Annotated in this window: 14 protein-coding genes and 1 tRNA gene; 6 read left to right on the forward strand and 9 right to left on the reverse strand. The window is 65.9% G+C overall.

The window, feature by feature from the left end; translation table 11 throughout:
- The first annotated feature begins 77 nt into the window (after positions 1-77).
- From glpX to MUB52_RS07215, 3 genes are all read left to right on the forward strand, one after another.
- Positions 78-1,037 carry a class II fructose-bisphosphatase gene (gene glpX, locus MUB52_RS07205; protein WP_263843517.1) on the forward strand — a complete coding sequence of 320 codons (960 nt, stop codon included), beginning with the start codon at positions 78-80 and terminating at the stop codon, positions 1,035-1,037.
- Positions 1,038-1,074: 37 nt separating this feature from the next.
- Complete coding sequence (recJ, locus tag MUB52_RS07210) at positions 1,075-2,820, forward strand: single-stranded-DNA-specific exonuclease RecJ (protein ID WP_263843518.1); 1,746 nt, start codon at positions 1,075-1,077, stop codon at positions 2,818-2,820.
- A gap of 84 nt (positions 2,821-2,904) precedes the next feature.
- Positions 2,905-2,979: transfer RNA gene (locus MUB52_RS07215), tRNA-Glu, on the forward strand.
- A 20-nt stretch (positions 2,980-2,999) separates the two neighbouring features.
- On the opposite strand, the gene MUB52_RS07220 is transcribed toward MUB52_RS07215, so the two are convergent.
- The 5 genes from MUB52_RS07220 to MUB52_RS07240 all read right to left on the reverse strand — a co-directional run bounded on the left by MUB52_RS07220 (position 3,000) and on the right by MUB52_RS07240 (position 7,384).
- The gene (locus MUB52_RS07220; RefSeq protein WP_263843519.1) at positions 3,000-4,037 is read right to left on the reverse strand and encodes a GGDEF domain-containing protein; all 1,038 of its coding nucleotides are present in this window, start codon (positions 4,035-4,037) and stop codon (positions 3,000-3,002) included.
- Positions 4,034-4,621 (reverse strand): heme NO-binding domain-containing protein, encoded by a 588-nt coding sequence (locus MUB52_RS07225; protein ID WP_263843520.1) that lies wholly within the window; start codon positions 4,619-4,621, stop codon positions 4,034-4,036. The genes MUB52_RS07220 and MUB52_RS07225 overlap by 4 nt, the downstream gene beginning before the upstream one ends.
- A gap of 98 nt (positions 4,622-4,719) precedes the next feature.
- Complete coding sequence (locus MUB52_RS07230) at positions 4,720-6,282, reverse strand: trimethylamine methyltransferase family protein (protein WP_263843521.1); 1,563 nt, start codon at positions 6,280-6,282, stop codon at positions 4,720-4,722.
- Between the two features lie 119 nt (positions 6,283-6,401).
- Complete coding sequence (locus MUB52_RS07235) at positions 6,402-7,103, reverse strand: HAD family hydrolase (protein WP_263843522.1); 702 nt, start codon at positions 7,101-7,103, stop codon at positions 6,402-6,404.
- On the reverse strand, positions 7,100-7,384 hold the full coding sequence (locus MUB52_RS07240) for a DUF3572 domain-containing protein (protein ID WP_263843523.1): 285 nt from the start codon (positions 7,382-7,384) through the stop codon (positions 7,100-7,102). Before MUB52_RS07240 ends, MUB52_RS07235 begins: the two co-directional genes overlap by 4 nt.
- 100 nt (positions 7,385-7,484) lie before the next feature.
- Here MUB52_RS07240 and MUB52_RS07245 point away from each other — a divergent pair, with 100 nt between their 5' ends.
- Positions 7,485-8,888: a diguanylate cyclase gene (locus MUB52_RS07245; RefSeq protein ID WP_263843524.1), complete on the forward strand. Its 1,404-nt coding sequence runs from the start codon at positions 7,485-7,487 to the stop codon at positions 8,886-8,888.
- On the opposite strand, the gene MUB52_RS07250 is transcribed toward MUB52_RS07245, so the two are convergent.
- From MUB52_RS07250 to MUB52_RS07265, 4 genes are all read right to left on the reverse strand, one after another.
- Positions 8,889-9,377: a periplasmic heavy metal sensor gene (locus tag MUB52_RS07250; RefSeq protein ID WP_263843525.1), complete on the reverse strand. Its 489-nt coding sequence runs from the start codon at positions 9,375-9,377 to the stop codon at positions 8,889-8,891.
- A 3-nt stretch (positions 9,378-9,380) separates the two neighbouring features.
- Positions 9,381-9,758, reverse strand: a complete 378-nt coding sequence (locus tag MUB52_RS07255; RefSeq protein WP_263843526.1) for a hypothetical protein — start codon at positions 9,756-9,758, stop codon at positions 9,381-9,383.
- On the reverse strand, positions 9,736-10,329 hold the full coding sequence (locus MUB52_RS07260) for an RNA polymerase sigma factor (protein WP_263843527.1): 594 nt from the start codon (positions 10,327-10,329) through the stop codon (positions 9,736-9,738). The genes MUB52_RS07255 and MUB52_RS07260 overlap by 23 nt, the downstream gene beginning before the upstream one ends.
- Before the next feature lie 67 nt (positions 10,330-10,396).
- Positions 10,397-10,852, reverse strand: a complete 456-nt coding sequence (locus MUB52_RS07265) for an EF-hand domain-containing protein (RefSeq protein WP_263843528.1) — start codon at positions 10,850-10,852, stop codon at positions 10,397-10,399.
- A 246-nt stretch (positions 10,853-11,098) separates the two neighbouring features.
- Between MUB52_RS07265 and MUB52_RS07270 the strand changes: the two genes are divergently transcribed.
- Both MUB52_RS07270 and MUB52_RS07275 read left to right on the forward strand, forming a co-directional pair.
- Positions 11,099-11,476 (forward strand): DUF983 domain-containing protein, encoded by a 378-nt coding sequence (locus MUB52_RS07270; protein ID WP_263843564.1) that lies wholly within the window; start codon positions 11,099-11,101, stop codon positions 11,474-11,476.
- Positions 11,477-11,515: 39 nt separating this feature from the next.
- The gene (locus MUB52_RS07275) at positions 11,516-12,235 is read left to right on the forward strand and encodes an NUDIX hydrolase (protein WP_263843529.1); all 720 of its coding nucleotides are present in this window, start codon (positions 11,516-11,518) and stop codon (positions 12,233-12,235) included.
- The last annotated feature ends 6 nt before the right edge of the window (positions 12,236-12,241 follow it).

Below are 12,241 nucleotides of genomic sequence, written 5' to 3' on the forward strand. Positions count from 1 at the left end.
GCCCCGAGGCGCGGTTGTGCGCCGCCGCGGCTGCCGCTACACCTACTCTCGTATTTGCCCCACAAAGGAACAGTTTCATGCCCGGCCATGCTGAATTTCAGGACCGTATGCTTTCCCTCGGCCTTGCCCGAGTGTCCGAAGCAGCAGCACTCGCCTCCGCCCGCCTTGTGGGCCACGGCGATGAGAAGGCTGCCGATCAGGCTGCGGTGAATGCGATGCGCGAACAGCTGAACATGCTCGATATCGCGGGCGTCGTGGTCATCGGCGAGGGCGAACGCGATGAAGCGCCGATGCTCTACATCGGCGAGGAGGTCGGCACCGGCAAGGGCCCCGGCGTGGACATCGCGCTTGACCCGCTCGAAGGCACCACGCTCACGGCAAAGGACATGCCGAATGCGCTCACGGTGATCGCGATGGGCCCACGCGGCTCCATGCTGCACGCACCGGATGTTTACATGGACAAACTCGCCATCGGCCCAGGGTTTGCCCCCGATGTGGTCACCCTGGGCATGAGCCCGGGCGAGCGTATCTCGGCGCTGGCGAAGGCCAAGGGCTGCGAACCTTCGGACATTACGGTCTGCATCCTCGAACGCCCCCGGCACGAGGAGATGATCGCCGAGGTCCGCGCCACGGGCGCCTCGATCCGCCTGATCACCGATGGCGACGTGGCCGGCGTGATGCACTGCGCCGAGCCCAACACCGGCATCGACATGTACATGGGCGCAGGTGGGGCACCCGAGGGGGTGCTGGCCGCCGCGGCTCTGAAGTGCATGGGTGGGCAGATGTATGGCCGTCTGCTCTTCCGCAATGACGACGAGAGGGGCCGCGCCGCGAAAGCGGGCATCACCGACCTCGACAAGATCTACGCCCGCGACGAGATGGTCACCGAAGACGTGATCTTTGCCGCCACCGGGGTCACCGACGGCAATATCCTGCCGGCGGTCAAGCGCGAGCCGGGCTGGATGACGACGGAAACGCTGATCATGCGCTCCAAGACCGGCTCGGTCCGGCGCATCAACTACCGCACACCGGTCTAGGCGCCGTGGCCGGCGCGCAGCCCAGCACCGGACGGCCGTGAGCTTTCTCGGCGTCGCGCAGAGCCTGACGGGACGGCGCTGGGTCGGCCCGCCGGTCGAAACCGCCCGCGATGCCGAAGCGCTGACCCAGCAGAGCGATCTGCCCGATGCCGTGGCGCAGGTGCTGGCGCGGCTTGGTGTGGCGGGCCCGAACGTCCAGGCGTTCCTTGCCCCTGCCCTGCGCGACCTGCTGCCTGACCCGCACAGCCTCAAGGACATGGAGGCGGCGGCCAGCCGCCTGCTGCGGGCCCTGACCGCGCGTGAAAAGATAGCGATCTTCGCCGACTACGACGTGGACGGGGGCGCCTCGGCGGCGCTGCTGATGGTCTGGCTCCGCCAGATGGGGCACGGGGCGACCCTCTATGTGCCCGATCGGATCGACGAAGGCTATGGGCCGAACGAGGCGGCCATGGCCGATCTCGCTGCAACCCACGACCTGATCGTCTGTGTCGATTGCGGCACCCTCTCGCACGACCCGATCGCAGCCGCCCGGGGCACCGATGTGCTGGTGCTCGATCACCATCTGGGCGCCGAGACGCTGCCGCCGGCGCAGGCGGTGGTGAACCCCAACCGGCAGGACGAAAGCGGCGACCTCGCGCATCTCTGCGCCGCCGGCGTGGTGTTTCTGCTGCTGGTGGAGCTCGGACGGCAGCTGCGTCAAACGGGCCGAACCGGGCCGGACCTGATGGAGCTGCTCGATCTGGTCGCGCTTGCCACGGTTGCCGATGTCGCCCCGCTGGTCGGCGTCAACCGCGCTTTCGTGCGGCAGGGCCTGCGCGTCATGGCGCGGCGCGCCCGGCCGGGCCTGGCCGCCCTTGCGGATGTCGCGGGCATGGACACCGCACCGACGGCCTACCACCTCGGCTTTCTGCTTGGTCCCCGGGTCAACGCGGGCGGGCGCATCGGTGCGGCCGATCTGGGTGCGCGGCTGCTGGCCACCGATGATCCGCACGAGGCCGCAGCCCTCGCTGAACGGCTCGACCGGCTGAACGCTGAACGCCGCGAGATCGAGGCAATCGTGCGTGCAGCGGCTCTCGCGCAGGCCGAGACACGCGGCCTCGACGCGCCGTTGGTCTGGGCCGCCGGTCCGGGATGGCACCCGGGCGTCGTCGGCATCGTCGCCTCGCGCCTCAAGGATGCCTCCGGCAGGCCCAGCATCGTGATCGGGCTTGAGGACGGCATCGGAAAGGGCTCGGGCCGGTCCGTCACGGGTATCGACCTCGGCCAGCCGATCCAGCGGCTGGCGCGCGAGGGCCTCCTGCTGAAAGGCGGCGGACACAAGATGGCGGCCGGCCTGACAGTCGCCGAAGACCAGCTCGAGCCCGCGATGACCCGGCTGGGAGAGCTGCTGGCCAAGCAAGGCGCCCATCTGGCCGGTGCTGCGGATCTGAAGCTTGACGGGCTGCTGATGCCCGCTGCCGCCACGGTCGAGCTTATCGAGATGATCGAACAGGCGGGCCCCTTCGGCGCGGGCGCACGGGCGCCACGCTACGCTTTTCCCGACATGGCCATTCGATTTGCCAAGCGGGTCGGCGAAAACCACCTCAAGATCAGCTTCGGCACGCCTGGCGCCGCCACGCTGGACGCGATCTGTTTCGGCGCGTTCGACGGCCCGCTTGGCCCGGCGCTGGAGGGTCATGGCGGCGCGCATTTTCACCTCGCCGGGCGGCTCGACATCAACAGCTGGCAGGGGCGGCAGAGCGCCCAACTGCGCTTGGTAGACGCCGCGCCGGTCGAGGGCTGACTGCGGCAAAGTTTCTTGATCACGGCCGCAATTTCCGCTTGCGCGCCGCGCGCGGATTGCCTAATCAACCGCTCACGATCCAGTGGCCCGTTCGTCTATCGGTTAGGACGCCAGGTTTTCAACCTGGAAAGAGGGGTTCGATTCCCCTACGGGCTGCCACTCTCTCCGACTTTTGGCGATCAGATTTGCGGCGCTTGCGCGCGCGGCAGTGGTGTCTTTGCGCCGCCCGATTGGTCGCGCAGGTCTTCGGAAAAGAAGGTGTGCTGCCGGCGGCCGCGGCTCTTCGATTCGTAAAGTGCGACATCCGCGTCGCCCAGAAGCTGATCGGCCGTGACCACCTCGTAGTGGCGCGACAGCGTCGTTCCTGCGCTGCTCGACACGTTGCAAATCTGGCCTTCGAAGAGGATCGGTTCGCTGACCCGCGCGATGATCCGCGTGGCGATCTGGTCGATGACCTTAGGGCGGTCAACGCTGCGCAGCAGCAGGACGAACTCGTCGCCGCCCACCCGCGCAACGGTATCGTGGCTGCGCACCTCATTGAGCATGATGCGCGCGACCTGCTGCAACACGTAATCGCCCGCTGCGTGGCCCATCGTGTCATTCACCGCCTTGAAATAGTCGAGGTCCATGTGCATCAGCGCGAAATCCTCGCCGTTTGCAATCAGATCCGCGAGCATACGGTCCATGCCCCGCCGGTTGCGCAAACCGGTCAGCGTGTCGCTCAGCGCCTGTTCTTCGGCAGCAACACGGGCGCCCTGCAGGCGCCGGTTCAGCTGGCGCGAAGCTTCCATCGCAGCGGACTTCGCCTCGACGAGATAGAGCATCTCGATGGTCAGATCCGTGGGCGCGAAATCGGCCGCCGTAAGCTTGTAATCCTGCACGGCATCCACCACCGAAATACCGAACGACAGGTTGATGATCATCTGGCCCGTCTCGGGGCCCTCCATCAGAACCGCCTTCAGATCGCGATGCGGCGGCCTGCGAAACTGCAGATGCAGCTTGATCCCTGCTGTTTCGCGCAGCGCCTCGGGCGTCGAAATCTCGCGCGGTCGCTTGATGTCGAAGAGCTCGAGGAACCGCCGTCCGATCATGGACTGATCCGGCAGCAGCTTTTGTGCGGTCGGGCCGGCAAAGAGGATCAGACCGTCACGGTCCAGGATGAGGTGCATCGGGCACATCACGTTCAGCACGTTGTGACATTGGGCGCTGCTGCTCATGACGCCTGTGCCCCGAGTTCAAAACCGCGGCCTTCGGTGAAATCCGTCTCCAGCAAGGCGATGGAGACCGTCTCGACCCCATCTTGGGCACCCATGTGCTCTAGGAAAACCAGCGCGCCGTAGTCATCCGCCATAGCCCGCAGAACACCGGTGAAGAGATGCCCGCATCCGGGGATCTCGCCCTCGCAGGCGAGGCTGTACTGATGCGGCCCGTGCTCGCGCAGCTCCAACCGCGGCAGCACAAGGTCGGAGACGGCCAGGCGGGCCCGGTCGGGCAAATCGTCCAGCGAATGCAGAAAGTCGATGAAGTTGACGCCACCAAAGCGCAACAGCCGACGCAAGGCCTCCAGATTGGGGTGCGATACGAGGTAATTGCCGATGTCTTCCATCAACTCGTCATAAGGCCGGTCGAGAATATCGCTGACCGCCGTGAGCACCCGCGGCGTCACCGCATCGTCATAGGTCCACATGGCTTCGAAATCGACAAAGCCGAGATCTGCCCGCCGCGCCACGGCCGCCCATTGCGGCGCACCGTAGCTGTCGACGACAAACCGCTGTATCGCCCTGTTTACAAGCCCGTGCATTCCTGCCTCATTCCAGTCCCGCGGCGGGAGAATGAGGCCGATCGGTTAAAAAATTCCGAACGATCGCGCGCGGAGCACAAAATAGGGAACGCCGGGCCTCAGAAATCGGTCGGTGCGCCGCCTTCTGCTTTGCGCCGGGCGACGAAATCGGCGAGCTCCTCGCGGATCGCCACATCCATGGGCGGTGCTTCGAAGCTGCCGATGATCTCCTTGAACATCAGATGCGCCCGCTCCGGTGTCCAGACAGCGCCCGCGACTTCCCACCCTTCGTAGTTGCGCCAATCGCTCAGGAAGGGCTGATAGAAGGCGGTGGTATAGCGGTCCTGGGTGTGCTGGATGCCGAAGAAATGGCCAGCGTTGCCCACCGACTTGATCGCGTCGAGGGCAATCTCGTCCGGGCCGGTCGCGGTGAGGGCTGGGTCCATATAGCGTTGGATTTGCTGGAGAATCTCGCAATCCATGATGAATTTCTCAGGGCTCGCGATCAGCCCACCTTCGAGCCAGCCCGCCGCGTGGTAGACCATATTCGTCCCCGATTGCACCGCAGCCCAGAGGCTGTTCGAGGTCTCCCACATGGCCTGCCCGTCAGGCACATTCGCGGCACAGACACCCGACGAGCGCAGGGGCAGGCCGTAAAAGCGCGCAAGCTGCCCTGTCATCTGCGTGGCACGCATGTATTCTGGGGTGCCAAAGGCGGGTGCTCCAGACTTCATGTCGACGTTCGACGTAAAGGTGCCGATGGCTACGGGACAGCCTGGGCGGATGATTTGCGCCAGCACCACGGCGCAGAGCGCCTCGGCCAGCGATTGCGCCACGGCGCCCGCCATCGTCACCGGCGCCATGGCGCCGGCCAGCGTGAAGGGCGTGACCACGAGCCCCTGCCCGCGCCGCGCGAGCCGCATCCACCCGTCCAGCATCGGATAGTCGTGTTTGAGCGGTGAGGTCGAGTTGATATTCGTGTACATTCGGGGGCTTGCATCGAATTCTTCATGTGAAAGCCCGCTCGCGATGCGAACCATCTCCATCACATCCTCGACCCGCTCCTTGCCCAGCGAATAGGCGTGCATGACCTTGTCGGTGAGCGTCAGCTTGTCGAAGAGCACATCGAGGTGCCGAATGCTCGCGTGCAGATCGACCGGTTCCACCGGGTAGCCGCCCGCGAAGTGGATGCAGTTGAAATACTGCGTGAGTTTCAGAAGGTTACGGCACATCTCGCGGGTGCCGGGCACTTTCGTGCCGCGCTCCAGATCCCAGTAGTTGGGAGGTGAAGAGACATTGCCGAAGAGCAGGTGGCGCCCGCCCACCGTGATGCTGCGTGCCGGGTTGCGGGGGGTCAGGGTGAACTCCGCGGGCGCCTTGCCGATCCACTCCATGACCATATCGCGGCCCATGCGCACGTTTTCGCCATCGACCGTGCAGCCGGCCTGGCGCAGGATTTGCACGGCCTCGGGGTTGAGGAATTCGATTCCGATCTCTTCGAGAATGCGCATAGCGCCATCGTGAATCGCCGCAACGCCTTCGGGTGTCAGCGGCTCGGTCGGACGGTCGGTGTTGATCGGCGGGTTCCAGGGCATCTGCTCGATCACGGCGGTGCCGCGCCGGCTGGCTGCACCCGCGCGTCCGCCGCTGCGTGTTCTGCGTCTGGTTGCTGCCTCGGCCATCCTGATGCCCTCCCTGCAGGTCTCGGCCCATAAAAGGCAGAGCGCTGCGGGCACAGCCGTCTTGTTCACGACGCATTCAGTCGTTTTTATGCGGAGCGGAGGGGCGCCTGGATCGCGGCTCAGACTTGGGCCTGCCCCGCGATCCAGGCGGGCAAAGCGGAGATGTTGTCAAAGACGATGTCGGCCCGGGCACTGAGCTCGTCCCGACCCGCCAAGCCCGTCAGCACGCCGACGCAACGCATGCCCGCAGCACGGCCCGCCTCGAGATCATGGGTGCTGTCGCCCACCATGACGATCTCCTCCACCGGCAGGCCGACGGCATCCGCGAAGGCGAGAAGCTGGCCCGGTGCCGGCTTGCCGCCATGACCGCTGTCGAAGCCTGCGATGAAGTCGAAGAGATGAAGGATGCCGGCCCGATCGAGATGCGCCCGCGCCGGCGCCTCGGAATCATTCGTGGCCACGCCCAGACGTAGACCGGCTTGCCGCAGACCGCCGAGCAGAGGCACCAGCGGTGCCGCTTCGACCTGCGGCGCGCGCGCGGCCTCCGCGTTCATCACCGTAAGCAGACTGCTGCGCGACTGACCCGGCAAATGCGGCAGAAGGGCTGCGGCGATTTCGCTGGTGGTGCCCGCCACAACCACGCTTCCGGGCGCGAATCGCCGCGCCGCGTAGTCGAACCCGATTGCATCACCCAACCGCGCCGCGTGCATCGCATCCGCTGCGATCCGCTCGAGGAAGACCGCGCACCAGGCTTGCCACGTGGCCGCGAAGTCGAAGAGCGTCCCATCCTTGTCGAAAAGGACGCCCCGCACCGGCCTCATGTCCAGTTCACCTGCGCCCCGCCGGGCAGGGCCTGCCGGGCTTGCATCGGCGCGTCATAGGCCAGCCCGAGCGCGTCGCAGGCCTGCACCACCCAAGCGTCATCCATCATCAGAAAGTCCAGAACCGACCCCAGAAACACCGGGTCGCTTGCACCTGCCCGCACGTCTGCTTCGCTGGCGCCCGTCGCGCCCAGAAAGACGGGCAAAAGCTCGTCCTCGGCGGCCAGCCAGCCGAGAACGCTCAACCCGAGGACTTCGGCGCTTTCCCGCGTATATCCCATCACTTTGCCTACAAATCGCCCCACATTCGCAACGCTTTGTTAACCAAATTCGGCACAATGTCGACGGGCAGAAAATAACCTCCAAGAGGACCCGGCGGGCGTGCAAGGAAAAATACTGATTGTTGACGCGATTTCCACAAATCGCATCGTGTTGAAAGTGAAACTCGCCTCGGCGTTTTATGAAGTGATACAGGCCTCAACCGCGGATGAAGCCTGTGTGTCGGCCCTCCGCCACGACCCCGATCTGATCATCTCGGCGATGGCCCTGCCCGACTGCGACGCGGCCGAACTGTGCCGGCGCCTCGACCGCAGCCCGCAGACCCGCGCGATTCCCCTCATGGTGGTTGGGTGCCGTCCCGATGCGGACACCCGGCTCAAGGCGCTCGAGGCGGGCGTGCAGGATGTGATGCTGAAGCCGATCGACGACACACTCCTCCTTGCGCGGGTCCGCAGCCTGATCCGCGCCCACAATTCAGCAGCGGAATGGCAGATGCGAGACGACACCTCACGCGCCCTTGGCTTTGCCGAGGACACCCTCGACTTTGGCCCACCGGGACAGGCGGTTCTGGTGGGCGCGGATGCCACTGCAGCGCACAGCTGGATCTCTCAGCTGCGTCCGCATCTGCGCACCGAACTCAGCTTCACCTCGCCGGAGACCGCTCTGCGCGATCTGTCGCCGGGCAAGGTGCCGGATGTGTTCATCCTGACGCTGTCGGAAGAGGACAACAGCACCAGTGACGTACTGCGCCTGCTCGCGGCAATCCGGGCGACAGCCATCACGCGGCATGCCGGTATCCTGGTGGTGCAGGCGCGCCCCGACCCAGGGCTTGGCGCCTATGCGCTTGATCTGGGTGCCGACGATCTGATGACCGACGGTTTCGACGTCGCAGAACTGACCCTCCGCGTCAAAGCCATGCTGCGGCGCAAGCATGTGGCCGACAAGCTGCGCGCCACGGTGCGGACTGGGCTCAAGGCGGCCGTCTCGGACCCGCTGACCGGGTTGCACAACCGCCGCTACGCGATGCCGCATCTGACGCGCGTCGCCGAACACTCCGCCGCCACCGGGCGCAGCTTTGCCGTGATGGTAGCCGATCTGGACCACTTCAAGCAGATCAACGACGTCTATGGTCATGCCTCGGGCGACGCGGTGCTGATCGAGACGGCGCGGCGGCTGCGCGACAATCTGCGCGGCGTGGACCTCATCGCCCGAATCGGCGGCGAGGAATTTCTGATCGTGATGCCCGCCACGCCGCTCTCCGAAGCGCGTGTCGCAGCCAGCCGGCTCTGCCGCAAGATCGGCGGACGCGGCTTTATCGTGCCTGGTGCGGATGAGCCGATCAAGGTCACCGTTTCGATCGGCGTTACTATCGGCGGCATTCGCAAACCACACGACAGCGCTGCACCGCAGGATGCCAACATGCTGCTGGATGCGGCCGACAAGGCGCTCTATGCCGCGAAGATGCAGGGCCGCAACCAGGTCAATCTGAACCGGCCCGCCGCCTGATCAGCGCCGGGTCTTGGGGCCACGCCGCAGCACCTCCTCGACCGCATCGGCATAGGCGCTGCGCTCGGCATCGCTCATGTCCGAGACAACCTCCAGCCAAGCGCCCTGTGCCGCTTTCTGCACCGCAATGGTGGTCTCGGCCTGTCGCGACATCGCTCCGGCCAGGGCAGAAGGGTCGAAGGGCGTCGCCCGCAGCGTCGCGAGCACATCGCGGTAGAGCGCGCGCCGCGCCTCACGGTCGGGCACGCCCACACCGGACCGCACCGCCCGTCTGACCGCGCGCCGATCGTCGCGCGGAAGAGCAATCATGTAAGGCAGCCCATAGGCACCGAAACCCGAGCTGCGCGCCGCGGCGATCTTCCCATCGCCGTGGCGCAGCACCGCACCGCCGATCAGCCCGATCACCGCGAAGTTGAAGGCCAGGGACAGGCCCAGCACGATCTTGATCCAGCGTGGTGCTGAGCCCTTGGGTGGGGTCGTATCCTGCATGTCCTAGCCTTCCTCCACATCCCAGCCGAAGCTGGTCAGTTCCGCCGTGTTGCTCAGGATGTCGGCGGCCTCATAGCCCAGAATCAGCGCCCCCGCATCCGGCAACGCGTCGGGTGGACTCCACCCGATCCAGACACCCGCGCAGGTCGCCGCGACCAGGCCGCCCATGCCGCGCCAGCCTCCGACGAGATCGCTGATCCGGCTCCAAAGCCCGGACGATGGCGCCGCCCGCGCAGCCGGTGAAGGCTGCACACGATCCGCATCCGCCAGAACCCGCGCCATCAGCGCATCGGGCACCTCGGGCGGTGCCGTGCGCGCGGCATCGAGAAGCGCATCGAGCGCTGCGTCTTCGCTGTGTTCATCCGGCTTTTTCATCGTCATACCCCAGCTCTGCGCGCCGCCCGGCAAGGATTGCCGTCAACGCTCGTTTCCCACGCGCGGTCAGGCTTTCCACCGCCCGCGGGCCAATCTCCATCACCTGCGCAATCTCGGGGTTCGACAACCCCTCGATATGGCGCAGCACAACCGCCTGGCGCTGACGCTCGGGCAAGGCATCCAGCGCTGCCTGCAAGGCATCATACCGCGCCCGGTTCTGCAAATGCGCGGCAACGCTTGGCTGCGGGTCGGCGGGCTCCGCGATCTCGTCGAGCCCCACCGAACGCCACTTGCGCAGCCGATCGGTGCAGAGGTTGGCCGTCACCCGGTAAAGCCAGGTGGTCACCTTCGCCTCGCCCGGCCGCCAGTCCGGCGCCATACGCCACAATCGCAGCATCGCCTCCTGCGCCACATCCTCCGCCGCTGCCGCATCTCCGAGCAGCCGCATCGCATGCGCGTAGACCCGCGGCAGCACCCGCGCACTCAGCGCGCGCGCCGCTGCCGGATCGCCTTCCGCATAAAGTGCGAGAAGCGCATCATCGGTGTCTGAGCGGTCTGCATCTGGCGACATATCCATCCCGGGCATCGATAGAAGCGGGCGGCGCGGCGATCAAGTCGCCCCGCCCCCCTTGTCGTCCTGCCTGTCAGTCCGACGCGCCCTGCCCTTTGCGTGCCCCGCGGGCCTTGTCGCGGGCCGCGTCGAACTCGGCCTGGGTGATCACCCCGTTGCCATCCGTGTCCACGCGTGAGAACCGGCGCTCGGCCCGATCGGGGCGCTGCATCTCTTCGGCAGAGAGCTTGCCGTCACCGTTGGCGTCCATACGTTCCAGCATCCGGGCCGCACGATCCGTCACGCGCTCCGCCGCGGCCGTCTGGATTTCTTCCAGGGTCAGAAATCCGTCGCCATCGGTATCGGCGCGCTCAAAGCGCTCCGTACTCCGGTCGCGCATCTCGTCCAAAGTGATCTGACCGTCGCCATCGGTATCAAGCGTGCCAAAGTCAATCGGCGCGCGCGCGCTATTGTCACGGGCCAAAGCGGCGCCACCGGCAATCGTAATGCCGGTGGCGGCGATCAAAGCAATAAAAGCGGTCGTCTTCATCGGGTTACTCCTTGTTTTTATGTCCGGTCTTGCAGCCCTCGGTCTTTTGGGGCCGGACAGCACTTCTACGCAGCAGCGCGCATCTTCCGTCGCTGAAGATTTGCGCAAGTTTTCGCGACATCCCGACGCAGCGACAGCGGAGCACCTTTCAATTGCCCAGTTTTGGGCGCATGACGGAATTGGTGAAAGGAGTGGGGCATGACAGAGACGTCGCAACAGGCTGCACAGTTGTCCGCGGACGCGCAGATGTCCGAGCGCCGCGAACGCAATACCAAGCGCTCGATGTTGCGCGGCTGGCGGCGGAAGTGCCCCAACTGCGGCAGCGGGCCTTTGCTGCGCTCCTATCTCAAGGTAAACGACAGCTGTCCGGTCTGTCGCGAAGACCTGCACCACCACCGCGCGGACGATGGGCCCGCCTATCTGACCATCCTGCTGGTCGGACATCTCATGGCGCCGCTGCTGCATGTGGTCTTCGTGGCCTGGCGGCCCGAGCCGCTGACGCTATTCACGATTTTTGCAGTTGGCTGTGTTGGTCTCTCGCTTTATCTTCTGCCTAGATTGAAGGGCGCCATCGTCGGCTACCAATGGGCGCGGCAGATGGGCGGTTTCGCTCAAAGCAGCTAAGCCGCTGCGCGATCGCGCCGGACCACCGAAAGGCACAGGATGCCGAACCCTGACAGCGCTCAAAAGACAGCCGTTCGCAATGCGGCCGCGGTCATCGTGCTGCGGGACCGGCAGAGCTCGCCCCGCATTCTGATGGGTCAACGTGGCGCGAACGCCGCCTTTATGCCCAACAAGTTCGTCTTTCCCGGGGGTGCGCTGGATCCCGCAGACCACGAGGTTCCGCTCGCGGCCGCCCTGCCCGACATTTGCGCCATGCGGCTTGCCGAGACTGCCGAGCCTGGCCTGGCGCAGGCGCTCGCAGCAGCCGCGATCCGCGAGCTCTGGGAGGAGACCGGGCTGGTGCTGGGGGTCCCGGGCGCCTGGCCGGGGGAAGTTCCGCCAGACTGGCAGAGTTTTGCGGCCACGGGTCACCGCCCCGCCGCATCGCCGCTTCAGTTCGTCTTTCGGGCGCTCACACCGCCCGGGCGGCCCCGGCGGTTCGATGCGCGGTTCTTCCTTGTCGATGCGAGTGATCTGTCTGGCGATCCGGACGACTTCTCGGCGGCCAGCGATGAGCTGTCGCATCTGCAATGGGTGTCGCTACGTGATGCCCGCAGCTTCGATATGCCCTTCATCACCGAGGTGGTGCTGGCCGAGATCGCGGCGCGGGTCACGGACCGCGCTCCACCTCCGAGTGTTCCGTTCTTCAAGAACGACGACGAGGAATCGCTGTTTCTACGCCTGCGCGGGGCCGGACCCCTCGGACCACGGGTGGCCTGAAAGCCC

The sequence above is a fragment of the Roseobacter sinensis genome, assembly GCF_025755255.1.
GTDB classification, from domain to species: domain Bacteria; phylum Pseudomonadota; class Alphaproteobacteria; order Rhodobacterales; family Rhodobacteraceae; genus Roseobacter; species Roseobacter sinensis.

Bases quoted from the DNA above. Each gene is read 5' to 3' on its own strand.
- glpX (WP_263843517.1), top strand. From the start codon at position 78: ATGCCCGGCCATGCTGAATTTCAGGACCGTATGCTTTCCCTCGGCCTT.
- MUB52_RS07220 (WP_263843519.1), bottom strand. From the start codon at position 4,037: ATGAGCAGCAGCGCCCAATGTCACAACGTGCTGAACGTGATGTGCCCG.
- MUB52_RS07225 (WP_263843520.1), bottom strand. From the start codon at position 4,621: ATGCACGGGCTTGTAAACAGGGCGATACAGCGGTTTGTCGTCGACAGC.
- MUB52_RS07230 (WP_263843521.1), bottom strand. From the start codon at position 6,282: ATGGCCGAGGCAGCAACCAGACGCAGAACACGCAGCGGCGGACGCGCG.
- MUB52_RS07235 (WP_263843522.1), bottom strand. From the start codon at position 7,103: ATGAGGCCGGTGCGGGGCGTCCTTTTCGACAAGGATGGGACGCTCTTC.
- MUB52_RS07240 (WP_263843523.1), bottom strand. From the start codon at position 7,384: ATGGGATATACGCGGGAAAGCGCCGAAGTCCTCGGGTTGAGCGTTCTC.
- MUB52_RS07250 (WP_263843525.1), bottom strand. From the start codon at position 9,377: ATGCAGGATACGACCCCACCCAAGGGCTCAGCACCACGCTGGATCAAG.
- MUB52_RS07255 (WP_263843526.1), bottom strand. From the start codon at position 9,758: ATGACGATGAAAAAGCCGGATGAACACAGCGAAGACGCAGCGCTCGAT.
- MUB52_RS07260 (WP_263843527.1), bottom strand. From the start codon at position 10,329: ATGGATATGTCGCCAGATGCAGACCGCTCAGACACCGATGATGCGCTT.
- MUB52_RS07265 (WP_263843528.1), bottom strand. From the start codon at position 10,852: ATGAAGACGACCGCTTTTATTGCTTTGATCGCCGCCACCGGCATTACG.
- MUB52_RS07270 (WP_263843564.1), top strand. From the start codon at position 11,099: ATGTCCGAGCGCCGCGAACGCAATACCAAGCGCTCGATGTTGCGCGGC.
- MUB52_RS07275 (WP_263843529.1), top strand. From the start codon at position 11,516: ATGCCGAACCCTGACAGCGCTCAAAAGACAGCCGTTCGCAATGCGGCC.